The 24,442-nt window shown below is 72.0% G+C and carries 22 protein-coding genes and 1 tRNA gene; 7 read left to right on the top strand and 16 right to left on the bottom strand.

Annotated features, from left to right (window positions below; genetic code table 11):
- Positions 1 to 62: 62 nt before the first annotated feature.
- From tatA to ACFZA2_RS09400, 6 genes are all read right to left on the bottom strand, one after another.
- Positions 63 to 320: a twin-arginine translocase TatA/TatE family subunit gene (gene tatA, locus ACFZA2_RS09425; protein WP_391403670.1), complete on the bottom strand. Its 258-nt coding sequence runs from the start codon at positions 318 to 320 to the stop codon at positions 63 to 65.
- A gap of 108 nt (positions 321 to 428) precedes the next feature.
- Positions 429 to 1,418: a helix-turn-helix transcriptional regulator gene (locus ACFZA2_RS09420; protein WP_391403667.1), complete on the bottom strand. Its 990-nt coding sequence runs from the start codon at positions 1,416 to 1,418 to the stop codon at positions 429 to 431.
- The gene (locus tag ACFZA2_RS09415) at positions 1,415 to 2,344 is read right to left on the bottom strand and encodes a helix-turn-helix transcriptional regulator (RefSeq protein ID WP_391405265.1); all 930 of its coding nucleotides are present in this window, start codon (positions 2,342 to 2,344) and stop codon (positions 1,415 to 1,417) included. The genes ACFZA2_RS09420 and ACFZA2_RS09415 overlap by 4 nt, the downstream gene beginning before the upstream one ends.
- Positions 2,345 to 2,503: 159 nt before the next feature.
- Positions 2,504 to 3,451 (bottom strand): FKBP-type peptidyl-prolyl cis-trans isomerase, encoded by a 948-nt coding sequence (locus ACFZA2_RS09410; RefSeq protein WP_391403664.1) that lies wholly within the window; start codon positions 3,449 to 3,451, stop codon positions 2,504 to 2,506.
- 49 nt (positions 3,452 to 3,500) lie between these two features.
- Positions 3,501 to 4,526 (bottom strand): tRNA (adenine-N1)-methyltransferase, encoded by a 1,026-nt coding sequence (locus ACFZA2_RS09405; protein WP_391403661.1) that lies wholly within the window; start codon positions 4,524 to 4,526, stop codon positions 3,501 to 3,503.
- Complete coding sequence (locus ACFZA2_RS09400; RefSeq protein WP_391403658.1) at positions 4,523 to 5,221, bottom strand: HAD family hydrolase; 699 nt, start codon at positions 5,219 to 5,221, stop codon at positions 4,523 to 4,525. Before ACFZA2_RS09400 ends, ACFZA2_RS09405 begins: the two co-directional genes overlap by 4 nt.
- A gap of 119 nt (positions 5,222 to 5,340) precedes the next feature.
- Here ACFZA2_RS09400 and ACFZA2_RS09395 point away from each other — a divergent pair, with 119 nt between their 5' ends.
- The gene (locus ACFZA2_RS09395; RefSeq protein WP_391403654.1) at positions 5,341 to 6,207 is read left to right on the top strand and encodes a PAC2 family protein; all 867 of its coding nucleotides are present in this window, start codon (positions 5,341 to 5,343) and stop codon (positions 6,205 to 6,207) included.
- Between the two features lie 169 nt (positions 6,208 to 6,376).
- Here the strand turns inward: ACFZA2_RS09395 and ACFZA2_RS09390 are convergent, their stop codons facing one another.
- Together ACFZA2_RS09390 and ACFZA2_RS09385 are read right to left on the bottom strand one after the other, a co-directional pair.
- Positions 6,377 to 7,225 carry an undecaprenyl-diphosphate phosphatase gene (locus ACFZA2_RS09390; protein ID WP_363391405.1) on the bottom strand — a complete coding sequence of 283 codons (849 nt, stop codon included), beginning with the start codon at positions 7,223 to 7,225 and terminating at the stop codon, positions 6,377 to 6,379.
- A gap of 8 nt (positions 7,226 to 7,233) precedes the next feature.
- Complete coding sequence (locus ACFZA2_RS09385) at positions 7,234 to 8,535, bottom strand: M20/M25/M40 family metallo-hydrolase (RefSeq protein ID WP_391403650.1); 1,302 nt, start codon at positions 8,533 to 8,535, stop codon at positions 7,234 to 7,236.
- A gap of 174 nt (positions 8,536 to 8,709) precedes the next feature.
- Here ACFZA2_RS09385 and ACFZA2_RS09380 point away from each other — a divergent pair.
- Together ACFZA2_RS09380 and ACFZA2_RS09375 are read left to right on the top strand one after the other, a co-directional pair.
- Positions 8,710 to 8,794: transfer RNA gene (locus tag ACFZA2_RS09380), tRNA-Leu, on the top strand.
- 143 nt (positions 8,795 to 8,937) lie between these two features.
- Positions 8,938 to 9,984 (top strand): isopenicillin N synthase family dioxygenase, encoded by a 1,047-nt coding sequence (locus ACFZA2_RS09375; RefSeq protein ID WP_391403648.1) that lies wholly within the window; start codon positions 8,938 to 8,940, stop codon positions 9,982 to 9,984.
- Between the two features lie 157 nt (positions 9,985 to 10,141).
- Here the strand turns inward: ACFZA2_RS09375 and ACFZA2_RS09370 are convergent, their stop codons facing one another.
- Positions 10,142 to 11,221 (bottom strand): VIT1/CCC1 family protein, encoded by a 1,080-nt coding sequence (locus tag ACFZA2_RS09370; RefSeq protein WP_391403646.1) that lies wholly within the window; start codon positions 11,219 to 11,221, stop codon positions 10,142 to 10,144.
- 305 nt (positions 11,222 to 11,526) lie between these two features.
- The gene (locus ACFZA2_RS09365) at positions 11,527 to 13,728 is read right to left on the bottom strand and encodes a DEAD/DEAH box helicase family protein (protein ID WP_391403643.1); all 2,202 of its coding nucleotides are present in this window, start codon (positions 13,726 to 13,728) and stop codon (positions 11,527 to 11,529) included.
- A gap of 239 nt (positions 13,729 to 13,967) precedes the next feature.
- Between ACFZA2_RS09365 and ACFZA2_RS09360 the strand changes: the two genes are divergently transcribed.
- Both ACFZA2_RS09360 and ACFZA2_RS09355 read left to right on the top strand, forming a co-directional pair.
- On the top strand, positions 13,968 to 14,828 hold the full coding sequence (locus ACFZA2_RS09360; RefSeq protein ID WP_391403640.1) for an SGNH/GDSL hydrolase family protein: 861 nt from the start codon (positions 13,968 to 13,970) through the stop codon (positions 14,826 to 14,828).
- 4 nt (positions 14,829 to 14,832) lie between these two features.
- On the top strand, positions 14,833 to 15,504 hold the full coding sequence (locus tag ACFZA2_RS09355) for a hypothetical protein (RefSeq protein ID WP_391403637.1): 672 nt from the start codon (positions 14,833 to 14,835) through the stop codon (positions 15,502 to 15,504).
- Between the two features lie 21 nt (positions 15,505 to 15,525).
- Here the strand turns inward: ACFZA2_RS09355 and ACFZA2_RS09350 are convergent, their stop codons facing one another.
- Positions 15,526 to 16,335 carry a TrmH family RNA methyltransferase gene (locus tag ACFZA2_RS09350; protein ID WP_391403634.1) on the bottom strand — a complete coding sequence of 270 codons (810 nt, stop codon included), beginning with the start codon at positions 16,333 to 16,335 and terminating at the stop codon, positions 15,526 to 15,528.
- 198 nt (positions 16,336 to 16,533) lie between these two features.
- Between ACFZA2_RS09350 and ACFZA2_RS09345 the strand changes: the two genes are divergently transcribed.
- Both ACFZA2_RS09345 and ACFZA2_RS09340 read left to right on the top strand, forming a co-directional pair.
- Positions 16,534 to 17,382, top strand: a complete 849-nt coding sequence (locus tag ACFZA2_RS09345) for a Sir2 family NAD-dependent protein deacetylase (RefSeq protein ID WP_315995818.1) — start codon at positions 16,534 to 16,536, stop codon at positions 17,380 to 17,382.
- 80 nt (positions 17,383 to 17,462) lie between these two features.
- Positions 17,463 to 18,050 (top strand): histidine phosphatase family protein, encoded by a 588-nt coding sequence (locus ACFZA2_RS09340; protein ID WP_391403630.1) that lies wholly within the window; start codon positions 17,463 to 17,465, stop codon positions 18,048 to 18,050.
- 90 nt (positions 18,051 to 18,140) lie between these two features.
- Here the strand turns inward: ACFZA2_RS09340 and ACFZA2_RS09335 are convergent, their stop codons facing one another.
- From ACFZA2_RS09335 to ACFZA2_RS09315, 5 genes are read right to left on the bottom strand one after another with little or no spacing between them, the layout of a single operon-like run.
- Entirely contained in the window at positions 18,141 to 18,974 is an 834-nt protein-coding gene (locus ACFZA2_RS09335) for an HpcH/HpaI aldolase/citrate lyase family protein (RefSeq protein WP_391403627.1), read from the bottom strand.
- Positions 18,971 to 19,438 (bottom strand): MaoC family dehydratase, encoded by a 468-nt coding sequence (locus ACFZA2_RS09330; RefSeq protein ID WP_391403624.1) that lies wholly within the window; start codon positions 19,436 to 19,438, stop codon positions 18,971 to 18,973. Before ACFZA2_RS09330 ends, ACFZA2_RS09335 begins: the two co-directional genes overlap by 4 nt.
- Positions 19,435 to 20,610: an acyl-CoA dehydrogenase family protein gene (locus tag ACFZA2_RS09325; protein ID WP_391403621.1), complete on the bottom strand. Its 1,176-nt coding sequence runs from the start codon at positions 20,608 to 20,610 to the stop codon at positions 19,435 to 19,437. Before ACFZA2_RS09325 ends, ACFZA2_RS09330 begins: the two co-directional genes overlap by 4 nt.
- Positions 20,607 to 22,676, bottom strand: a complete 2,070-nt coding sequence (locus tag ACFZA2_RS09320) for a biotin carboxylase N-terminal domain-containing protein (RefSeq protein ID WP_391403618.1) — start codon at positions 22,674 to 22,676, stop codon at positions 20,607 to 20,609. The genes ACFZA2_RS09325 and ACFZA2_RS09320 overlap by 4 nt, the downstream gene beginning before the upstream one ends.
- Before the next feature lie 2 nt (positions 22,677 to 22,678).
- Positions 22,679 to 24,355 carry a carboxyl transferase domain-containing protein gene (locus ACFZA2_RS09315; protein WP_391403615.1) on the bottom strand — a complete coding sequence of 559 codons (1,677 nt, stop codon included), beginning with the start codon at positions 24,353 to 24,355 and terminating at the stop codon, positions 22,679 to 22,681.
- Between the last annotated feature and the right edge of the window lie 87 nt (positions 24,356 to 24,442).

The following is a 24,442-nucleotide window of genomic DNA, read 5'->3' as shown; positions in this document are numbered from 1 at the left end:
CGCTTATCGCGCCGCGGTTCCTCGGGGAGGTCGATCCGCGGCGATCGTGCCGTCGCCACGCGTCAGACGGTGGGGTCGGTCGACCTGCGCGGTTCGGGTGCCACGGACGGCGCGGTACCGCTGTCGGCGGGCCGCGGAACGTCGGAGGACTGCGCGGACGCGACCTCGTCGTCGCGCTTCATCTCCTTCATCTCGCTCTTGAACACGCGGGCCGACTGACCCACGCTCTTCGCGAGCGCGGGGAGCTTGGCGGCACCGAAAAGAAGGAGGATGACAGCCAGAACGACTAGCAGGTGCCATCCGGTCAATCCCTGGAACATGAGGACTCCTCGTCTCGTTCGGGCGAGTCATCAGTCTAACCCGCGCACACGACGGGCGACCCGACCCGCGGGGAAATCCCCGTAGCGTCCAGGTACACCGCCGGCGGATCAGTCTTCGTCGATGTATTGCGCCAGCCCCGCCGCCGCCCACGCGGCCGCCGCGCGCCGCGCGCCGAGCGGCTCCAGCAGCTCCACGTCTCCCCCGCGGCGGGCCGCGAGCCGTTTCAGACTCTGCTCGTCGGCGAGGCGCAGGGATGCCACGGCCGTGTCGTCGTCGGCATCCTCGATCTCGGCGCGGTCGAGGTAGTCCGCCAGCAAAGGCGCCACGGCGCGCGGGAAGCGGAAACGCGCGACCACCTCGTCGTCGCCCGGAGCGAAGAGCTCCGGCACGGGGTCGGCACCGTGGACGGCCGCGATGTCGGTGAGGGTCGGCTCGCTGACGCGGTCGAGGAGGAAGGTGCGCACGGCCTGGCGGAGGTGATCCCAGCCCTGCAGGTACCACTGGCCGTTGGCGATGTGCACCTTGATCGGGTCGACGGTGCGCGAGGCCGGAGCGGCACCCGGGGCGCGATACACGAAGGTCACCGCGACGCGCTCGCGCAGGGCGCGGTCGACCACGTCGCGGACGCCGTCGACGGGTCCGGGCGCGACGATCACGGGCGGCGGAGCGGCGGCCGCTCCCCGAGCGAGCTTCTCGAGCAGCCCCGAGACCACGTCGGTGTCGCCCACGCCGGGGAGGCTGCGGGCGAGCTGCAGACCGGCGAGCAGCGCTGCCGCCTCTCGGGCCGTCAGCCGCGGGGAGCGTTCGAGCCCGACCGTGTTCGTGATGGCGATGACGTCGTCGCGGTCGAGCAGGTCCCAGTCGATGTCGAAGAGGTCGTGCGGCAGCTGCCAGTACCCCTGCTCCCCGGGCAGGCCGATCACGGTCAGGCGCTCGACCATCGCGCGCATCTGCTCGGGCGCGACGTCGAACTCGGCCGCGGCATCCGCCACGCTCACCTCGCCCTTGCCCAGAAGGTACGGCACGAGCTGCAGCAGGAGCGCGGCGCGATCGAGGGCCGCGATCGGGCGGTCGCCCCCGGGACGATCGACGCTCATGCCGCTCCCCCGTGCCGCTCCAGGGTCGCCCGCAGGCGCCGGATGACCTCGGTGCGCAGGTCGGCGGGGGCCACCACGCGCACCTCGGGGCCGTAGGAGGCCAACTCGTCGGCGAAGACGTGCAGATCGACGTACGGCACGACGATGCCCTGCGGCGCCTCCTCCGCCCGCCGTGCGAGACGCAATGCGGCCTCGGTGCCCGGGTGCACCTCGAGCAGAGCTCGTTGACGCGCGGCGACGTCGTCCAGTCCCCGGAGAGCGCGCTCCCCCGCCCCCTCGCGCAACGCGGGCGGGAACTTCTCCCGGGTGAGGGTGACGTCGCTGACGATGCGCGACAGCAGGAACGTGCGATCGGCGCCGACGTTCACGTCGAAGCCGAAGACGTGCCATCGCGCCTCGTACTCGACGAGGGCGAGAGGACGCAGACGGCGCTCGCGCGGCTGCGCATCGCCCGGGCGCAGGTACGTGAAGATGACGGTGCGGCACTGCTCGATCGCGCGCTGCAACGCGCCGAAGGAGGCGTCTCGCACCCGGATGCGCGGGGCGTAGCCGATGATCGGCTCGTCGACGGCGATGCCGAGGGCGCGGATCTTGCGGAGGCCGCTGCGCGCGTCGACCGAGAGCGACTCGCTGCCCCACACCCCGCCGGCGAGGTTGAGCAGCGCGATCTCCGCGGGGCTGAAGGAGATGTCGACGGGGAGCGCGTACTCCGCGGTCGGCACGCGATAACGGGCCTCGCGCAGGTCGTCGGGGTCGGTGCGATTGCCGATCGTCTCGATGGGCACGCCCAGCCCGCGGAGGTTCTCCTTGTCGCGCTCGAACATCTTCTCGAGCGCGTCTTTCGAAGCCCCCGCATCGAGCTGTTCGCGGTACCCGGCCACCGACGACAGGATCGTGTCCTTCGTCAGGCCCTGCTCGGTCGCCATGAGCGCGACGACGAGGTTCACCAGACGCTCCTCGGGAGCGTTGCGGGAAGCGGCGGGCACCCGCCCATCCTAGGCCGGGGCCGGGGCCGAACCGCCGAGGCCGGCCCGCGCGCGCACGGCGACGGCGGGCCGGTCCCGAAACGACGGGGAGGCGCGGACTCAGCCGATGGTGCCGAGGATGTCGACGACGTACACCAGCGCGGTGTTCGCCGGGGCCTGCAGCGCCTGCTGGTCCTGCTGTGTCTGGTCGGCGGGCACGACGACGAGGACCTGCGAGCCCACCGGCTGGCCCTCGAGAGCCGAGGCGAGGGCCGGGGGCAGCGCGGAGACCTTCGCCTGGCCCGGGGCGCCGTTCTTCCAGGTGGAGGCGAAGGTGGTCTTGGCGCCCCAGGCGACGCCCTGGACGTGGATGATGGCCGAGGAGTCGGCCGTCAGCACATCGCCGTCGCCCTTCTTGATGACCTGCGATCGCACCTCGGTCGGGGCGTCACCGGCGGGGATGACGACACCCGGCTGACCGTCGGGCGCGCGCACGACGGAGGGCATGCCGGAGTCGGCGTTGTACTGGTCGGCCCCGTCGGCAGCGGGCAGGAACACCTTGCGCACGTCGAAGACGAAGACCGCGCCGTCGCCCTCGGTGACGCCGAGCGCCTTCGCCCCGTCGGCCCCGAGGTCGGAGCCCGGGATGGCCACGGCCACGCGCGAGCCCTCGGCCACGCAGTTCAGCAGGGGAGCGATCGAGGGCACGGCCTGCGTCAGGCGCGGGAGCGGCGTCGCGGTCGCGAGATCGGCGTCGTACTTCGTGGCGACGAGCTGCTCACCGGTCGCCGCGTCGAGCACGGTGACGTCGACCAGCGCGAGCTGCTTGTCGCTGGTGATGCGCTGCCCGTCGCCCGCGATCAGGGTGTCGGTGCCGGCCTGCGCCGGGAGGAAGGGCGAGCGCACCGTGACGGTGGGCGCCGAGCCGAGATCGCCGGTCGCCTCGACGACCGAGGAGATGCTCGCGTCGGTGGGCGTCGGGCACGACGAGGCGGCGGATGCCGAGCACCCGACGAGGCCGAATCCGGCCAGAGCGGTCACGGCAACGAGAGCGGGAAGTCTGCGCACCGGAACAGTTTAGGTGCTCGCGCGGCTCTCACCCGCCGCCCCACCCTGGTCACTCCGGCGCGGGGGCACCCTCCGTGGGCGCGGTCGCGCCCGCCACCGACTGGCGGACGCCCTCCGCGGACTTCTGCGCCTCGCGCACCCGCTTGCGCAGGTTCTTGTCGGTGATCTCGCGATCGCCGACGGCGCCCGGCGTCCACAGCTCGACGTCCTCGTCGCCGTAGCTCGACTTCGACGCGCGGCGCTTGACCTCGGGCGGAATCGCGCCCGGCGCCAGACGACGGGCGGTGATGAGGAAGCCGGTGTGGGCGACCATGCGGTGGTCGGGGCGCACGGCGAGGCCTTCGACGTGCCATCCGCGGACCATCGTCTCGCTGGCATCCGGTTCGGTGAACAGGCCCGTCGCGCGGATGTACTCCGCGACGCGGCTGAGCTGCGTCGCGGTGGCGATGTAGCAGAGCACGACGCCGCCGGGGGTCAGCGCGTCGGCCACGGCGTCGATGCACTCCCACGGCGCGAGCATGTCGAGCACGACGCGGTCGACGGAGGCCGGAGCCACGGCGTTCGGGAGGCTCTCGACGAGATCGCCGACGACGACCTCCCAGGTGGCGGGGTGCTCGCCGTGGAAGGTCTCGACGTTGGCGCGGGCCACCTCGGCGAACTCCTCGCGGCGCTCGAACGACAGCAGGCGACCGGCCGGGCCGATCGCTCGCAGCAGCCACAGGGAGAGGGCACCGGAGCCGACGCCGGCCTCCACGACCGTCGCGCCGGGGAACACGTCGGCCTGGGCCAGGATCTGCGCGGCGTCCTTGGGATAGACGATCGCCGCTCCGCGCGGCATCGACATGACGAAGTCGCGCAGCAGGGGGCGCACGGCCAGGTAATCGTGGCCGGAGCTGTTGGTGACGACGCTGCCATCGGGCTGCCCGACCAGGAGCGAGTGCTTCAACACGCCGTTGTGGGTGTGCAGCTCTCCCGCCTCGCGCAGGGTGATCGTGTGCATGCGGCCCTTCGGTCCGGTCAGCTGCACGCGGTCGCCGATGCGGAAAGGTCCGCTCAGGTGAGGGGTCTCGCTCATGGGTTCACTCGCGTTTCGGGGAGTCGGGTCGGGGTGTGCGCGTCGTGGAGGGCGCGGAGATCGGCGGCGGTCCGCCCCTCGAGGCTCGACCAGAGCGCGTGCGCTCCGACGCCCTCGAGCGGGACCATCAGGGGGACGCCGAGCGAGACCGCGCCACTGGCGATCGCCGATCGCAGGCCGTTGGGGCTGTCTTCGATCGCGAGGGAGTCGCGGATGTCCACACCGAGGGCCTCGGCCGCCTGTAGGTAGGGATCGGGGTGGGGCTTGGGCCGCTCGACGTCGTCGCCGGCGACGACCACGTCGAAGGCGGGGAAGTCGATGAGCTCGGCGATCGACAGCGCCATGCGCCGCATCGACATCGTCACCAGTGCGGTCTTGACCCCGTGCGCCTTGAGGTCGGCGAGCAGCTCGCGCGCGCCCGGTCGGAACGGCACGCCCGTGCTCGCGAGCTGGCGCAGCACCTCGTCGGTCAGGTGGGCGATGATCTCGTCGACACCCCACGGCACGCCGGCGTTCTGCAGCAGGCGCGCGGAGTCCTCGAGCGCGAGGCCCACCATGCCCAGGGCCTGTTCGTGCGACCAGGTGCCCCCGAACCGCTCGACCAGCGGCACCTCGGCAGCCATCCAGTAGGGCTCGGTGTCGACGAGGGTGCCGTCCATGTCCCACAGGACCGCAGCGAGGGCGGAAGAAGTCATCGTTCCATCTTATGGAAGGCGCGGCTCCTCCCCCGCGCCCGCGGGGTCGCCCGGTCCGACCGCCCCCGCGCGGGTGCGCCTATCCTGGAACGAAGCCCCGACGGGGCAGAGGAGGTTGCGTGGACGCACTGGGTCGCCGGATCATCGTCGCCGCTTTCGACGGCTGGAACGACGCCGGAGAAGCCGCGTCCGCCGCGGCGGCGCTTCTGCGCGCCGACGCGGAGTACGAGGTCGTGCACACGGTCGACCCCGAGCTGTACTTCGACTACCAGTACACGCGCCCCCAGATCGGATTGGATGCCGAGGGTCGGCGCACGCTCACCTGGCCCGAGGCCACACTGCTGCGTCCGACCGAGCGGTCGGGCGATGCGGAGATCTGGCTGCTGGTCGGCGTGGAGCCCGCGCGCGCCTGGCAGGCGTTCGCGGCGGAGTTCATCGACGTCGCTCTGCGGGAGGACGTCACCGGCTTCGTCGCGCTCGGATCGATGATGTCCGACGTACCGCACACGCGCCCGATCTCGGTCTTCGCCGGCAGCGACAACGACGGCGTGCGGCAGTCGCTCGGACTCGAACGGAGCCTCTACGAGGGGCCTGTCGGCATCCTGAGCGCGATCGGTCACGCCTCGGAGCAGGTCGGCATCCCGACCGCCAGCCTCTGGGCCAGCGTCCCGCACTACGTCGCGGGACACACCCCCTCTCCCAAGGCCACGCTCGCGCTGCTCGAAAGGCTCGAGGCGATCACCGGCATCACCGTTCCGCGCGGCGACCTCGAATCCGAGTCGCGCCAGTGGGAGGCGTCGATCGACGCCGCCGCGGCCGATGACGAGGAGATGAGCGACTACATCCGCCAGCTCGAGCAGACCCGCGACACGTGGGACTCTCCCGAGGCGTCGGGCGATGCCATCGCCCAGGAGTTCGAGCGCTATCTGCGCCGCGGGGGCGAAGGTCCCTCCAAGCCCGGTCGCGACGACCCGCCGCGTCGCTAGCCTCCGTCGCGAAACGCCCTGTCCCTTCGACACGCTCGGGGACCTCGCACCGACACACGGACCGAACCGAGGTGGCTGAGCCCGTCGAAGCCATCGGCACCCGCCTCGCCCGCACGTGACGACGGCGCCGCCCCGAAAGGGACGGCGCCGTCGTCACGGCATCCCGGGATCAGCTGGTCATGACCGTCGACACCGCGGGGATGACGCCGGTCAGCAGCAGGACGATGATGAGCAGACCCAGCGCGATGCGGTAGACCACGAACGGCAGGAAGCTGCCGCGCTTGAGGTACTGCATGAGGAAGGCGATCACGAGGTAGCCCACCACGAACGCGATGACCGTGGCGATCGCGGTCTCACCGAGGTTGTACGGGCCGGTGCCCTCGTCGAAGCTCTTGTAGAGCTCGAACAGACCACTGGCGAAGACGGCGGGCACCGCGAGCAGGAACGAGTACTCCGCGGCGGCGGTGCGCTTGTACCCGAGGGCGCGGCCGAGCGTGGTCGTCGCCCCCGAGCGCGAGACGCCGGGCACGAGGGCGAGCGCCTGCGCGAAACCGTAGGCGATGCCGTGCGGGTAGGTGAGGTCGTCGAGGTCGCGACGGCGCTTGCCGTAGTGGTCGGCGAGACCCAGCAGGATGCCGAAGACGATCAGCACGATCGCGGTGATCCACAGGCTCCGGAAGTTGTCGCGGATGAGGCTCTGCAGCAGCACGCCGAGCAGGGCGATCGGGATCGTGCCGAGGATGACGAGCCAGCCCATGCGGGCGTCGGGGTCGTTGCGCGGCACCTTGCCGCTGAGCGAGAGGAACCAGCGCGAGATGACGCGGCCGATCTTCTTGCGGAAGTAGATCAGGACGGCGAGCTCGGTGCCGATCTGCGTGATGGCGGTGAACGTCGCGCCCGGATCGGTCTGCGACGGCAGGAACTCCCCCACGATGCGCAGGTGCGCGCTGGAGGAGATGGGGAGGAACTCGGTCAGGCCCTGGACGAGCCCGAGGATGATGACCTCGAAGATATGCATGCGGTCCTTCAGTACGTCCGGAGGAGGTCGGCGAGAACACGTCGACCGAACTCGAGCGCGTCGACGGGGACGCGCTCGTCGACACCGTGGAACATCCCGGTGAAGTCGAGACCGGCGGGAAGTCGCAGCGGTGCGAATCCGTAACCGGAGATTCCGAGGGTCGACAGCGCCTTGTTGTCGGTGCCGCCTCCCATCAGGTACGGCACGACCGGCACGCCGGGGTCGTGACGGCCGAGCTGCGCGACCATGGCGTCGACGAGGCCGCCCGAGAAGGGCACCTCGAGGCCGATGTCCTGATGAACGATCTCGATCTCGACGCCGTCGCCGACGATGCGGCGGATGTCGGCGAGAGCGGCCTCTTCCGTACCGGGCAGCACGCGCACGTCGATGAGAGCCTCCGCGCGGTCGGGGATGACGTTGTGCTTGTACCCGGCGGTCAGGCCCGTGGGGTTGGTCGTGGTGCGCAACGTCGAGCGGATGAAGCTGGATGCCGCGCCCGTGCGCTTCGCGAGGGTGTCGGGATCGCCCGCGTCGTCACCCGTGATCTCGGCGAGGCCCGCCAGAAGCGCACTCGTGGTGTCGGTCAGCCGGATCGGCCACTCGGTGCGGCCGAGGGCAGCGACGGCCGCCGCGAGGCTCGTCACCGCGTTGTCGACGTGAAGCCCGCTACCGTGGCCGGCCCGGCCGCGGGCGACGAGCTTGATCCACATGAGGGCCTTCTCGCCGACCTGCAGCAGGTAGGCGCGCCTGTCGCCGACGGAGATCGAATACCCGCCGACCTCGCTGATGGCCTCGGTGGCGCCGGCGAACCACTCGGGGCGGTCCTTGACGACGCGCGCCGATCCTTCGACGCCGCCGTTCTCCTCGTCGGCGAAGAACGTCACGATCACGTCGCGCTCGGGCTGCTCCCCCGCACGCAGCAGGTCGGCGACGGAGGTGAGGATCATGGCATCCATGTCCTTCATGTCGACCGCGCCGCGGCCCCACAGAATGCCGTCGCGGATCTCTCCCGCGAACGGATCGACACTCCAGTCCTCGGCGACGGCGGGGACGACGTCGAGGTGTCCGTGCAGGATCAGCGCCGGCTTGTCGCGGTCGCGTCCCGGGACGCGGGCGCAGACGTTGGTGCGCCGCTCGACAGGTTCGTAGTAGGCCGTGTCGAGACCGAGACCCTCGAGGTAGGCCCCGACGTACTCGGCCGCCTCGCGTTCGCCGTTCGCGCGACCCCCGCCGTAGTTCGAGGTGTCGAAGCGGATGAGGTCGGATGCGATGCGGGCGACCTCGGGGACGTCGGTTTCGAGCTCGGGCATGCGCACTACGGTACCGGCGGCCGGGGCGCTCCCCCGACGCGCGTCGTCATGAGACGAACGTGATGCGGGGTGATCTCCGGACCCGGACGCGCCCGGGCGTCACCGTCGGTTCGAGGCGGGGCCCGGGGCGTGGTAATGTCGTTCCTCGTTGCGAAAGCGACAAAACACCCAGATGCGCGGGTGGCGGAATAGGTAGACGCGCTAGCTTGAGGTGCTAGTGCCCGTATAGGGCGTGGGGGTTCAAGTCCCCCCTCGCGCACAGAATGAGAAAGACCCCCGGGGTTCATCCCCGGGGGTCTTTGTCGTTGTCTGCGCGGGTAGCTTCACGCCGTGACCCCGAGGAAACACCGGCGTGACATGGCGCGCCTAGCGTCGAGGCGTCCCCGGCAGATCGGATCACGCATGGCTCGCCTCCACGTCCCCACCATCGACATCTCGGCATGGGTGGGCCCCGGCTCGCTCGACGCCCGATCGGCGGTCGTGGCGGCGATCGACCACGCGTGCCGCACGGTGGGGTTCATGCAGATCGTGGGGCATGGCATCCCGAATGTCGTCCTCGACGACCTGCAGCGCGGTCTCGACGAGTTCTTCGCGCTGCCACTGGAGGCGAAGAAGAAGTACGTGCGCCCCGGCGGCGAGAACCGCGGGTACAGCCCACCGAAGAGCGAATCGCTCAGCTACAGCCTGGGGGTCGACCCGGTCACCCGCATGAACGACTTCTTCGAGGCGTTCAACGTGGGCACGTCGTGGCGCGAGTACCCGGGCACGACAGCGACCGTCGAGGACTACGCCGAGAACACCTGGCCCGACGACGCCGGCGGCTTCGAAGCCGCCGTCACCGCCTACTACGGCGAGGCGCGTCGGGTGGCGCAGACCCTCACCCGCATCTTCGCCGCCGCCCTGCGGGTGCCGGAGGACTTCTTCGGCGACGTCACCGACCACTCGATCGACGTGCTGCGCATGAACAACTACGCCCTGCCGCCCGGCTCGATCGAGCTGGGCGCCGAGCTGACCGGCATGGGCGAGCACACCGACTTCGGACTGGTGACGGTGCTATGGGCGGATCGCGTCGCGGGCCTGCAGGTGCTGGGACTCGACGGGTCGTGGAACGACGTCTCACCCGCCGAGGGCGCCCTGCTGGTGAACCTGGGAGATGTGGCCGCCCGGCTGACCAACGACAAGTGGCTCTCGACGCTGCACCGGGTGAAGCCCCCGGTGATCGACGGCACCATCGAGCGGCGGCGGTCGGCGGCGTTCTTCCACGACGGCAACGCGGACGCCGTGATCGCCCCGCTCCCGAGCTTCGTCTCGCAGGAGGCGCCCGCGCTGTACGAGCCGGTCACCGTGCGCGAGCACATCGCCGCGAAGCTCGCCGGTTCGCGCGCCGGACGCAAGAACGTGAGCGCGGTGCGCGAGGCCGCGCGGGTGGCGGCGGCAGGACGGGGCTGATTGCGGCACCGGCGCGGCTGAACTCACCCCGATAAACGCCCGCTGCACGGAGAAACGCTCGCGGAGAGCGTGCCTCAGTGCAGCGGGCGTTTATCACCGGATGCCACGGTGCCGGGCGTGCCGGTGGACTCCGGGGCGACGCGCCGGGTGGCGCGGGTCAGGCCGCGGACACCCCGAACAGCAGACCCAGCACGTAGGTCACCGCGGCGGCGCCGAAGCCGATCGCGAGCTGACGCAGCCCGCGCTTCAGGGGCGAGGCGCCCGAGAGCAGACCGACCATCGCACCGGTGGCCATCAGCGCGATGCCGACGAGGCCGAGGGCGAGGGCGACGGCGCCGAAGCCGCTCACGCCGAAGATCCACGGCAGCACCGGGATGATCGCGCCCGAGGCGAAGAACAGGAAGCTCGACAGCGCCGCACCCCACGCGCTGCCGACGACGTCGTGCGAGGACTCCCCCGGGGCCGCGGCGACGGGCGCGCTGCCGGCCTGGGCGGCGGTGACGACCTCGCGCGCCTTGTCGAGGGCGGCGTCGGGATCCATACCGCGCGTGCGGTACACGAGGGCGAGCTCGTTGGCATCCAGGTCGAGGTGGGGAAGGGCGGAGTCGGCGAAGTCGCTCTCTTCCGTGGCTTCGAGCAGCTCGCGCTGCGAGCGCACCGAGACGAACTCGCCCGCGCCCATCGACAGGGCGCCCGCGAGCAGGCCCGCGATGCCGCTGAACAGCACGAAGCTGGGTGCCACGCCGGTGGCGCCGACGCCCATCACGAGGGCGAGGTTGGAGACCAGGCCGTCGTTGGCGCCGAAGACGGCGGCGCGGAAGGTTCCGGAGAGGCGTCGACGCCCGCGTGCGGCGAGCCCGCGGACGACTTCGTGGTGCACGCGCTCGTCGGCGGCCATCGCGGCGGTGGCGTAGGGCTCGTCGGCGTAGGGCGATCGCGCCTCGGCGTTCTGCGCGAGGGCGAGCACGAAGATCGACCCGAAACGGCGGGCCATCCACGCCAGCAGGCGCGTGCCGATCCCGGGCGAGGGCAGGCGCTTCGGGGTCTCCCCCAGCAGGTCGATCCAGTGCTGCTCGTGTCGCCCCTCGGCCTCGGCGAGCTCGAGCAGGATGTCGCGCTCCTCGCCGGTGCGACGGGACGCCAGCTCGCGGTACACGCGGGCTTCAGCGCGTTCGTCGACGAGATAACGCGCCCAACGGCGACGGTCGCGGGCGGTGGGGGTGGCGGAGGTCGTCACGGGGGCTCCTTCGGGTCGTCCCCACCGTAGTGAGCGGGAATCCGACCCCCGGGCGCGTCGATCGATACTGCCAGCATTTCGGGCTTCCGAAGCCCGGAACGACGCGGATGCCGAGGGGCGGATGCCAGCATTTCGGGGGCGCGAAAGCGGTCTCGCGAGACCCAGGTCTCACGGCTCCTCCGGCGTCGAGACGGCACGTGGCTGACATCTCGGTTGCATGATGTCGCCGAGACGTCGGCGGGGTGCTGTCTCGTGCCCACGAGAGGGGGCGGCTCCGGCGCGCGCCGCGGCGCGGCATCCGGTGGTCAGGAGCGCACGCGCTTGCGCAGCAGGTCGATGCGCGCCTGCAGCTGCGCCACCGTGGCGTGCGAGACGGCGGGTCCGCCGCACAGGCGCCGGAGCTCGGCGTGCACGAGTCCGTGCGGCTCCCCGGTCTGACGGGCGTAGAGCCCGACCATCGTGTTCAGCAGCTGGCGCTGCTCCTTGAGCGTGCGGTGCAGGGGACCGGGAAGACCCCCCTCGTCGACCGACGGCGGCTCGACGCCGTTCTCCTTCTCGGTCGCCTCGCGGGTGGAGCGGTGGCGCGACTGCCGCGTGGCGCGCGACATCAGCACCTCGTGCACCTGCTCGGGTTCGAGGAGCCCGGGGATGCCGAGGAACTCCTCCTCCTCGATCGTCCCGGGCACGGCCAGCTGACCGAACTCCTGCCCGTCGAACATCACGCGATCGAAGTGCGCCAGGGAGCCGAGGGCCTGGTACTCGAACTCCTGCTCGAGCGCGTCGGAGGCTTTGTCCTCGCGCTCGGCGGCATCCATCATGTCTTCTTCGGCGTTCCACTGGTCGTCCGCGTCGCTGTCGCGGTCGAGGGCGTGCTCGCGCTGCGCCTCCATCTCACCGGCGAGCGCGAGCAGCTGCGGGACGTTCGGGAGGAACACGCTCGCCGTCTCACCCCGGCGGCGGGCGCGGACGAAACGGCCGATGGCCTGCGCGAAGAAGAGCGGCGTCGAGGCGCTCGTGGCGTAGACGCCGACGGCGAGGCGCGGAACGTCGACGCCCTCCGACACCATACGGACGGCGACCATCCACCGGCTCGTGCCCTTCGAGAACGTCTCGATGCGGCCCGAGGCCTCCGCCTCGTCGGAGAGGACGACGGTGACCTTCTCGCCGCTGATGTCTTCGAGGATGGCGGCGTAGGCGCGCGCGGCGGTCTGGTCGGTCGCGATGACCAGTCCCCCGGCATCCGGGACCGTCTCTCGCACCTCGGTGAGGCGACGATCGGCGGAGCGGAGGACCGCGGGGATCCAGTCGCCGTTGGGGTCGAGCGCGGTGCGCCAGGCCTGCGAGGTGATGTCCTTGGTGTTGTCCTGGCCGAGCTGGGCCTCCATCTCCTCACCCGCCTTGGTGCGCCAGCGCATCTGCCCGGCATAGACGAGGAAGAAGACCGGCCGGACGACGCCGTCCTCGAGGGCGCGCTTGTAGCCGTAGGCGTAGTCGGTGCGGGAGAGACGGATGCCCTTGGCGTTGGGGTGGTACTCCACGAACGGGATGGGCGCGGTGTCGCTGCGGAACGGCGTTCCCGACAGCAGCAGGCGCCGGGTGGCGCGGTTGTACGCCTCGCGCAGGGCGTCGCCCCAGCTCAGCGCGTCGCCCCCGTGGTGCACCTCGTCGAGGATGACGAGGGTTCTGGCATCCATCGTCAGGCGCTGGTGCACCTCGGCCTTGACCGCCACCTGGGCGTACGTGACCGCGACGCCGTGGTACTGCCGCGAGGGCGTGGCGTGCCGGTTCGAGAAGTACGGATCGAGACGGATGCCGACCCGCGCGGCCGCCTCGGCCCACTGGGTCTTGAGGTGCTCGGTGGGGGCGACGACGACGATGCGGTCGACGACGCGCCGCCGCATGAGCTCGGACGCGAGACGCAGGGCGAAGGTCGTCTTGCCGGCGCCCGGGGTGGCCGCGGCGAGGAAGTCGCGGGGGCCCTTGCCCTCGCCGTCGGGTCCGTCGAGGCCGAAGTAGAGGTCGAGCGCCTCGGCCTGCCAGGCACGCAGACGCTGGGCGGTCCCCCACGGCGCACGCTGCGGGAACGACGGCGAGAGGTGCTCGGCGGCGAAAGAACCGAAGTGGGGCTCCGTGCCGTCGACGGCTCCGTCGAACGCCGGGTCGGGCGTCGCCCCCGGAGCGGGGTCGTCGGCGACGGGCGCGGTGGCGTGCGAGGGGTCGATCGGGGCGGATGCCGTGGAGGCGGCGTCGGGGGTCGCGACGGCGGGGGCGTGCGCGGCGGGGGCGGGGCTCGCGGCCGGGCCGGGACTCGCCACGGGACCGGGGCTCGCCACGGGACCGGGACTCGCGACCGGGCCGGGACTCGCCACGGGGCCGGGGCTCGCCACGGGACCGGGACTCGCGACCGGGCCGGGACTCGCCACGGGACCGGGACTCGCGATGCGCGGTGCCGGGGCCGTGGCATCCGCGTGGGAGAGGTTCGGGGTGCGGGCTTCTTCTTCCAGCATCGAACCTCCATCCCTCGCGAGCGCGAACATCAACGATAGGCGACCTCGGCGTGCGACATGCCCGGGCTGGGGACGGATCCGTCCCACCACCGGCCATAAACGCGATCCGTGCGCAGAAACGCGTCGACGCAGCGTTTCTGCGCACGAATCGCGTTCATCGGAGTCGCGGCGGGGCCCGTCCTCGGCATCCCTCCTTGCCGTGTCGGAGGCCGGGGGTACCGTGGAAGACGGAGGTTTCGATGACACTCGATCCGCACTCGCCCCGCACCTCGTCCACGCCCGACAACGCCGGTCCGCATCCGTGGCGCCGCTTCGTCGCCCTGGGTGACTCGTTCACCGAGGGCATCGGCGACCCGTTGCCCGACGGCGGTCACCGCGGGTGGGCCGATCGCGTCGCCGAGGTGCTCGGCGCGCAGGTCGACGACTTCGCCTACGCCAACCTCGCCGTGCGCGGCAAGCTCATCGCGCAGATCGTGGCCGACCAGATCGAGCCCGCGCTGGCGCTCAAGCCCGACCTCATCACGATCTCGGCGGGCGGCAACGACGTGATCCGCCCGGGCAGCGACCCCGACGCGGTCTCGCGCCAGTTCGAGGACGCCGTGGCGCGCCTGCGCAGCGGTGGGGCGACGGTCGTGGTGTTCACGGCGATCGACACCGAGTTCACCCCGGTGTTCCGCGGCATCCGGGGCAAGGTCGCGATCTACAACGAGAACATCCGCTCGATCGCCGATCGGTACGACTGCGTCGTCGCCGACCAGTGGGGGCTCAAAGAGGTGCAGGACATGCGCTTCTTCGACGACGACCGTCTGCACTACAACGCCCTCGGTCATCACGAGGTCGCCCGCATGGTGCTGCGTGCGCTGAACGTCCCCAATGACCTCGAGCCGCTGCAAGCCGAGACCCAGGCGATCATGACCTGGCGCGCCGCTCGAGAGAAGGACTTCGTGTGGGCGCGCGAGTACCTCGTACCCTGGGTCCTCCGACGGCTGCGTCACCAGTCATCGGGCGATCACATCCTGCCCAAACGTCCGGAGCCGCTCCCCGTGGTGACCCTCGCTCCGGGGCCGGATGCCGCGGGCCCGCGCGAGACGCAGGTCTGACGCCGTGCGCACTCTCCCCGACGCGGTCACCGCGCTGCTTCGAGCAGCGGACGCCGACACGCTCCTGCGCGACGCCGACGCCCTCGCCGACGCGCTCGCAGACGCCGGGTGGGCTCCCGACGTCGAAAGCGGTCGCTTCAGCGCCGACGGGTGGGACGTCGTGTCGTCGGCCTGGCCGCCGAACGTGTCGGTGTTCCGCGACGGCGACCTGCTCGACGTGCGCCGCGACGCGCTCTCGATCGTCGCGACGATGCACGCCGAACCGCACCGCTGGGTCTTCGACACCGAGGGTCCGGACTGGTCGGGCTGGAGCGCCGACGACCCGCGGTGGGACGACGAGCCGGTCGACTGGCTCCTCTGGCGTGGGCAGGGTGTCGTCGTGCAGCTGTTCACCGCGCCCGCCATGACCGCCGGGCCTGGCACGCTCCCGCCCCACCTGCACCTCGCGATCGAGCGCGAAGATTCTCCATCCGAGGGCCTGCCGCGCGACGAGGCGCGAGACCGCCGCGTGGCATCCGAGGGAAGCGTCGTCGAGCGGTGGTTCCTGGTGGGCGAGCCCGACCTGCCCGACGAGATGCTCGCCGTGCTCGAGGGCGACCCGGATCAACGCGTCAGCGCCGCCGCCGCCTCGGAGCGCCGCATGCGCGTCGGCGGGTTCGACGACCCGACCGGCTGAGCCGACGCGCGGTCCTCGGTCTCAGCCGCGGTGCCCGCGCCCCAGCTCCCACAGCGCCACCGCGCTCGCCGCGGCGACGTTGAGCGAGTCGACTCCTCCGGCCATGGGGATCGTCACCACGGTGTCGGCCGCGGCGAGCGCGTAGCGGCTGAGCCCGTCTCCCTCGGACCCCATCAGCAGGGCGACGCGCTCGTGTCCCGCGGCCGAGAACGCGTCGAGCGCCACCGCGTCGTCGGACAGCGCGAGGGCGGCCAGGTGGAAGCCGGCGTCGTGCAGGAGGGGGGTGGCATCCGTCCACTCGGGCAGCCGCGTCCACGGCACCTGGAAGACCGTGCCCATGCTCACGCGGACGCTGCGCCGGTACAGCGGGTCCGCGCATCGCGGAGTGACGAGCACGGCATCCGCCCCGAGTGCGGCGGCCGACCGGAACGCCGCCCCGATGTTGGTGTGGTCGACGATGTCCTCGAGCACGACGACGAGCCGCGCGTCCCTCACCACGTCGGCCACGGATGCCAGCGGAGGCCGATGCATGGAGGCCAGCAGCCCGCGGTGCACGGTGTACCCGGTGACCTGCTCGGCGATCTCGGCGGGGACGACGTAGACCTCGGCATCCTCCCCCACCAGCGCGAGGGCGTCGGCGAGGAACTTCTCCTGCACGAGGACCGAGCGCGGACGGTGTCCGGCGCGGAGGGCCCGGTCGAGGACCTTGGACGATTCCGCGATGTACAGCCCGCCCGCGGGCTCGCTCACGCGGCGCAGCGACACGTCGGTGAGGTCGCGGTAGTCGGCGAGACGCGGGTCGTCGGCGGAGTCGAGCGGGATGACGGGCATCGTCCCATCGTGCCAGCACCGCCCCCTTCTCCTCCTGTCGGGGTCCGATCCCCGAGCGCGCGAGAAACGCGGCACCCGCGGTCGCTCCGTCGGTGTCTCGGGAACGCGAGGCCGCGGCGCCGGCCGGCCCGGCGGGGATCACGAGCGCGTGAGCCGGTGTCGGCGCCCCGCCATAGACTCGACTCGATGGAGGTGCGCATGACCGACACGACGGAGGATGCCGGGTTCTCGGCATCCATCGATCGAGCTGTCGAGGTGCTCGCCGGCCGCCGGGTGGCCGTGTTGACCGGCGCCGGGGTCTCCACCGACTCGGGCATCCCCGACTACCGCGGCAAGGGCGCCCCCACGCGCACGCCGATGACGGCGCAGCAGTTCCTCGCGAGCGCCGAGGCGCGCCGGCGCTACTGGGTCGGCAGCCATCTCGGGTGGAAGGTGTTCGCGGCGGCCGAGCCCAACGGCGGTCACCGGGCCCTCGCGGCGCTCGAGGCCGCAGGGGTGGCCAACGGCGTCGTGACGCAGAACGTCGACGGTCTGCACGTGCGGGCGGGCAGCGGCCGGGTCGTCGAGCTGCACGGGACCATGCGCCGGGTGGGGTGCCTGCACTGCGGGCAGGTGTTCGACCGCCGCGATCTCGCCGAGCGCGTCGAAGCCGACAACCCGTGGATCACCCTCCCCGAGAACGTCGAGCTCGGACCCGACGGCGACGTGACGCCGGCGTCCGCCGACGGGTTCGTCGTCCCCGTCTGCTCCGTGTGCGGCGGCACGCTCAAACCCGACGTCGTCTTCTTCGGCGAGTACATCCCGGTCGAGAGGTTCCGCGAGGCCGAGCAGCTCGTGCACACCAGCGACGCCCTCGTCGTGGCCGGGTCATCGCTCGTGGTGAACTCCGGCATCCGGCTCGTGGAGCGGGCGCGCCGCAAGCGCCTGCCGGTCGTCATCGTCAACCGCGGCGAGACGCGGGCCGATCAGCGCGCGAGCGTGAAGATCGACGGCAGCACGACCGAGGTGCTCCAGGCGTTCGCCGCACGGCTGCCGGGCCTGCTCTGACGCCGACGCGCCGCGAGCTTCCGCCCGTCGCCCCCGGGATCCCGGAACCCTCACCGCGTGCCGCCGGTTAGGCTCGGACGGTGACGATCCTGACTCTAGTGCGACACGGTGAGACGGCCTGGAACCACGGGGGCCGCATCCAGGGCTCGACCGACATCCCCCTGAACGACACGGGTCGCATCCAGGCTCAGGGCATCGCCGAGACGCTCGCCGCCGAGTTCGCCGGACGCGACGTCGTCGTCGTCTCGAGCGACCTGTCGCGCGCCGCCGAGACGGCCGACGTCATCGCCGCCGCCCTGGGCACCACGGTGAGCCGACGGATGCCGGGACTCCAGGAGCGCTCCTACGGCGAGGCCGAGGGGATGGACGCCCCCACCTTCTACGACACCTACGGACCGTGGCACGCCGCCGACGTGCCCGGCGCAGAAGCCTGGCCGGTCGTGCGCGAGCGCGCCCTCGCCGCGATCGCCGAGGTGGTGGCATCCACCCCCGCCGACGTCGACGTGATCGCCGTCGCGCACGGCGCGCTGATCCGCGAGGTCATCATGCACGCCACCGACGGGCAGTTCCCCCGCGAGGGCGAGCGGCTGCCGAACTGCTCGGCGACCACGTTCCGCCTCGACGGCGACGCGTGGGAGATGCTCGCGTACGCGGGCGTCGCGGGCTAGGCCGGATTGGATCACGGGAGCGGCGACCAGAGGTCCCTGAGCCCGTCGAAGGGACCGAGACCCGCTCACCGCCGCGCCGGCGAGCGCCGCTCAGCCCGCCCGCGCGACCAGCGCGCGCGCGTGGCGGAGGATCGGTTCGTCGATCATGCGCCCCTCGAAGCGGAACGCGCCGCCCTCGGCCTCCGCGAGCACGCCGTGCGCCCAGCGCAGCTGCTCCGGCGTCGGCGCGTACGCCGCACGGATGGTCTCGACCTGGCCCGGGTGAATGCACGCGGTGGCCGCGAACCCCGAGGCCGCGGCATCCTGAGCTTCGGCGGAGAGACCCTCGAGGTCTCCGATGTCGACGTGTACCGCGTCGATCGCACGTTTGCCAGCAGCTCCCGCGGCGAGCAGGACCCGGGCGCGGGCGAGGCGCGCGACGTCGCGATAGGTGGCGTCGGCGAACCGGCTCGAGGTGCCGCCGAGGCTCGCGACGAGGTCTTCGGCGCCCCACATGAGCGCGACGACCTGCGGGACGGCGGCGAGCTGCTCCGCGTGCACGACCCCGCGCGCGGTCTCGCACAGGGCGACGACGTCGTAGCCCTCGAGGGGGGCGAGGGATGCCGTGTCCTCGGCCTTGGCGACCATCACGGTGCGCACGCGCGTCTGCGCGAGAGCGGCGAGATCGCGCGCGAACTCCGGCGTCTCGGGGCCGTTGACCCGCACGATGACGCGGTCGGGGTCGGGATCGGCGGCGATCATCACCTCGCGAGCGGCGGGCTTGGCGTCCGGGGCGACGGCGTCCTCGAGGTCGAGGATCGCGGCGTCCGCTCGGTCGAGGGCCTTGGCCAGCCGCTCGGGGCGGTCGCCGGGTACGAACAGCAGAGCGGGCCCCAGGGCGAAAGGTCGCGTCGCCGCGCGCGAGTCGGGGTGCACGCCGCTCACGCCGCCGCCTCCTGCGCCCACACCAGCACCGTGCGCGTCGCGGTCGCCACGACCTCGTCGTTCTGCGAGCGACCGGTGTGCGCCATGACGACGACCCCCTGACCCGGGCGGGATGCCGACGGCCGCACCGAGACGATCTCGGTCTCGGCCGTGAGGGTGTCGCCGACGAACAGCGGAGCGGGGAAGCTCACATCGGTGAGACCGAGCTGCGCGACGAGCGTCCCCTGCGTGAGCTGCGCGACCGACAGCCCGACGAGCGTCGACAGGGTCCACATCGAGTTCACGAGCGGCCGTCCGAAGGGCTGCGACGAGGCGTAGGCGGCGTCGAGGTGCAGCGCCTGCGGGTTCATCGTGAGGGTGGTGAAGAGGACGTTGTCGGCGTCGGTCACCGTTCGGCCGGGTCGGTGCGCGTACCTCTCCCCCACGACGAATTCCTCCAGATACAGGCCCCGCTGCTCGATCATGCGGCCACGGTACCGGTGAGTCCCAGCGCGCGCGAGATCACCATGAGCTGCACCTCGGTGGTGCCCTCGCCGATCTCGAGGATCTTCGAGTCGCGGTAGTGCCGCGCGACGGGGTACTCGTTGATGAACCCGTTGCCGCCGAACACCTGCGTCGCGTCCCGGGCGTTGGCCATCGCGGCGTCGCTCGCCGTCATCTTGGCGACGGCGGCATCCACCGAGAAGGGCTTTCCGGCGTCGCACAGGCGGGCGGCATGCACCCACGCCAGGCGGGCCGTGTGCACGCGCGCGTGCATGCGCGCCAGCAGGAACTGCATGCTCTGCCGCGTCGAGAGGCGCTCGCCGAAGACCGTGCGGCTGTGGGCGTAGTCGACGGCGGCTTCGAGACACCCCTCCGCGGCGCCCGTGGCGAGGGCGGCGATCGCGACCCGGCCCTCGTCGAGCGTGCGCAGGAAGTTCTTGAAGCCCTGGCCGCGCTCACCGAGCAGATTCGCGGCAGGGACCCGCACCCCGTCGAAGGTGAGAGGGTGGGTGTCACTGGCGTTCCAGCCGACCTTGTCGTACGCGGGGCCCACGGTGAAGCCGGGTGTGCCGTTCGGGACGATGATCGTCGAGATCTCGGGGCGATCGCCCGTGCGACCGGTCACCGCGGTGACCGTGACGAAGCGGGTGATGTCGGTGCCGGAGTTGGTGATGAACTGCTTCGAGCCGTCGATCACCCATTCCTCGCCCTCGAGACGCGCGGTGGTGCGCGTGGCGCCGGCGTCACTGCCCGCCTCGGCCTCGGTCAGGCCGAACCCGGCGAGCGCCCGCCCCGCGACGAGGTCGGGGAGGTACTGCGCCTTCTGTTCGGCGGTACCGTAGCGGTAGATCGGCATGGCACCCAGGCCCACGCCCGCCTCGAGGGTGATCGCCATCGACTGGTCGACGCGCGCGACGCCCTCGATCGCGACGCACAGGCTCGCGTAGTCGCCGCCCTGTCCGCCGACCTCCTCGGGGAACGGGAGGCCGAAGAGGCCGAGCTCGCCCATCTGCTCGACGATGTCGAGGGGAAGCTCGTGCGCGCGATCGGCCTCGTACGAGCGCGGCGCGATCACCTCGTCGGCGAACTCGCGCACCATCGCGCTCAGCTCGCGCTCGTCGTCGGTGAAGGCCTGCTGGCTGTCGATGCTCACGGGTGGGTCTCCTTGTGGGATGGGATGGGGGTGGATGCCGGGGATGCGGCGGAGGAGGAGGCGGACCCCGTCGACGGCCCCGAGGCCGAGGGGGTGCCGGTCCCTTCGACAGGCTCAGGGACCTCGGGGGCAGGGACCTCGGGCGCCGGGCTCACCGTCGCGACCACCGCGTCGCGGGCGACCTGGGTGCCGCGGGTGACGTGCAGGCGCAGCACCCCGGGGTGGGGTGCGGTCACGGTGTGCTCCATTTTCATGGCCTCGATGGTGACGAGTCGGGCGCCCGCTTCGACGGCGTCTCCGTCCGCGCCGTGCACCGCGACGACGGTGCCGGGCAGCGGGGCGACGAGCTCGGGATCGACGGCGCCGGGTGCGCGTCCCGCGCTCGCGCGGCGGCGCGCGGCGGTGTCCCGACGCGAGACGACCCGCAGGCGATGGGCCGCGCCCTCGGCGTGCGCCCAGTACTCGATCGGCCCGCCCACGACCCGCGCAGCACCGGCGGCGGGCGATGCCGTGTGCACGCGCCCCGCGTCATCCTGCAGCCATACCGTCCGATGCGCCCGCGCTCCCCCGGCGCGCCACGCCCCGACGCGGCCCCAGACCGAGCCCTCGGCCGGAGCGGCGGCATCCACGACCCGCTGCGCCACCGCCGCGAGCGCAGCCGGTGACGGTTCCGGAGACTCGGGCGTGCCTCTGCGGTCGAGCACGCCCGTGTCGAGGTCGCCGGCGCGCACCGCCGGTTCGGCCAGGAGTGCGCGGAGGTCGGCGATGTTGGTGTCGACGCCGAGCACGACGGTCTCGGCGAGGGCGGCGTCGAGGCGCGCCAGGGCGGTCTCACGGTCGGGGCCGTGGGCGATGACCTTGGCGATCATGGGGTCGTACAGAGAGCTGATCACGGTCCCCGTCTCGACGGCGCTGTCGACGCGGGCGGGTCCCGGATGCCACGCGGTCACCGTCCCGGTGGCGGGGAGGTATCCGCGCGCCGGCGTCTCGGCGTACACGCGCGCCTCGATCGCGTGCCCGTCGAGTCGGATCTCGGGCAGGTCGAGGGCGTCGCCTGCGGCGACGCGCAGCTGCTGTTCGACGAGGTCGATCCCGGTGACCATCTCGGTCACGGGGTGCTCCACCTGGAGGCGCGTGTTCATCTCGATGAAGAAGGGCTCGTCGATCCGGTCGCCGGCGACGAGGAACTCGACCGTCCCGGCACCCAGGTAGCCGACGCTGCGGGCGGCGGCCACCGCGGCTTCTCCGAGGCGCGCGCGCGTCGCGGCATCCACCACGGGTGAGGGCGCCTCCTCGACGACCTTCTGATGACGTCGCTGCAGGGTGCACTCGCGCTCTCCGAGGGAGATCGTCGTGCCGTGCGCGTCGGCGAGCACCTGCACCTCGATGTGCCGCGGGCGCTCCAGCAGCCGCTCGAGCAGCAGGGTGTCGTCGCCGAACGCGGCGGCGGCCACCCGACGGGCCGTGGCGAGCGCATCGGCCAGGTCGGCGGGGCCGGTCGCGACCGTCATCCCCTTCCCGCCGCCGCCGGCGGAAGGCTTCACGAGCAGCGGATACCCGGCGCGGTCGGACGCGGCGGCGATCTCGTCGTCGCTCAACCCCGCCGCCGAGAAGCCCGGCACGATCGGCACTCCGTGCGCGGCGACGTGCTCCTTGGCGCGGATCTTGTCGCCCATGACCTCGAGCGCCTCGATACCGGGGCCCACGAACACGACACCGGCCGCGGTGCACGCGCGGGCGAAGCCGGCGTTCTCGCTGAGGAAGCCGTAGCCGGGGTGCACGGCATCCGCTCCGCTGGACACGGCGGCGTCGACCACGGCGTCGACGTCGAGATACGACGGCACCCGCACCGCGCGGTCGGCTTCTCGCACGTGGGGGGAGCCGGCATCCGCGTCGGTGTACACCGCCACGGAACGGATGCCGAGGCGTCGGAGCGTGCGGAACACGCGGCGGGCGATCTCACCGCGGTTGGCGACGAGAACGGAGGAGAAAGGGGGATTCTCCGGCCGGGGGGTGGTGACGTCAGGGGTGCGGGGATCGGGGCTGGTGAAAGCGGGAACGCTCATGGTCACATCCGGAAGAGGCCGAAGCCCCGGTCGGCCAGCGGCACGCGGCTGACGACGTCGAGAGCAAGCCCCAGCATCGTGCGCGTGTCGACGGGATCGATCACGCCGTCGTCCCAGAGGCGCGCGGTGGCGTAATACGGGTCGCCCTGCTCGTCGTAGCGGGCGCGGATCGGGTCTTCGAACGCCCGCTGCTCGGCATCCGTCCACTCCTCGCCCCGTGCGGCGCGCTGGTCGCGCTGGACGGTGGAGAGGACGGATGCCGCTTGCGCTCCGCCCATGACCGAGATCCGGCTCGCGGGCCAGCTCCACAGGAACCGCGGGTCGTACGCGCGGCCGCACATGGCGTAGTTGCCGGCTCCGTACGACCCGCCGACGAGGACGGTGAGCTTGGGCACGCGCGTGGTGGCGACGGCGGTGACCATCTTGGCGCCGTCTTTCGCGATGCCTCCGGCCTCGGCATCCCGCCCCACCATGAACCCGGTGATGTTCTGGAGGAACAGCAGGGGGATGCCGCGCTGGTCGGCGAGTTCGATGAAGTGCGCCGCCTTGAGGGCCGACTCGCTGAAGAGCACGCCGTCGTTCGCGATGATGCCGACCGGATGCCCGTGCAGGCGGGCGAAGGTCGTGATGACGCTCTCGCCGTACAGCGCCTTGAACTCGTGCAAGGAGTCGGCGTCGACCAGGGTGTCGATGATCGCGCGCATGTCGACGGGCTGCGCGACGTCGACCGGGACGATGTCGTAGAGATCCTCCGGCGCGCGAGACGGATCCCGCGGGGCGTCGATCTCCCACACCGGAGGCGGGGTGGGGGGCAGAGTCGCGATGATGTCGCGCACGATCTCGAGCGCGTGCTCGTCGTCGTCGGCGAGGTGGTCGACCACGCCCGAGCGGCGCGCGTGCAGATCGCCGCCGCCGAGCTGCTCGGCGGTGACGTCCTCGCCGATCGCGGCTTTGACCAGGGGCGGTCCGCCGAGGAAGACCGTGCCCTGGCCCCGCACGATCACGCTCTCGTCGCTCATCGCCGGCACGTACGCCCCGCCCGCCGTGCACGAGCCCATGACCGCGGCGATCTGCGCGACACCGCGCGCCGACAACTGCGCCTGGTTGCGGAAGATGCGACCGAAGTGCTCGCGGTCGGGGAACACCTCGTCCTGCATCGGCAGGAAGGCGCCACCCGAGTCGACCAGGTAGACGCATGGCAGGCGGTTCTCGAGCGCGATCTCCTGCGCGCGCAGGTGCTTCTTCACGGTGAGGGGGAAGTACGCACCGCCCTTCACCGTCGCGTCGTTGGCGACCACCATGACGTGGCGCCCGTGCACGAGACCGATGCCCGCGACGACCCCCGCGGCCGGAGCGCCGCCGTCGTAGAGCCCGTGGGCGGCGAGAGGGGCGACCTCGAGGAACGGGCTGCCTTCGTCGAGGAGGCGGTCGACGCGCTCTCGTGCGAGGAGCTTGCCGCGAGCCGAGTGGCGTTCCCGGGCGGCCTCGGATCCCCCGCGGGCGGTGCGCGCGAGGGTGGCGCGGAGCTCGGCGGCGAGATCGCGCTGCGTGGTGGCGGTGCCTCGGGCGCCGAGGTCGGCGCGCCGAGGTGCGTCGACCGCGGGCGGTGCGGCTGAGACCTCCGCGGGTGCGGGTTCCGCGGTCGCGGTCGCTGCGGAGGAGTCCGGTGTCGTGCTCATGGCGGCTTTCCGTTCCGGTGGCCGCGTCGTCGACAGCCCCGTCGATTTCAGTTAATGTTGGCTAACTGAGTCCCCAGGCTAACCCGA

The sequence above is a fragment of the Microbacterium sp. NPDC007973 genome (genome assembly GCF_042958465.1).
In the GTDB taxonomy this organism is placed as follows: Bacteria; Actinomycetota; Actinomycetes; order Actinomycetales; family Microbacteriaceae; genus Microbacterium; species Microbacterium galbum.
This window is presented reverse-complemented; position numbering and strand designations above follow the sequence as displayed.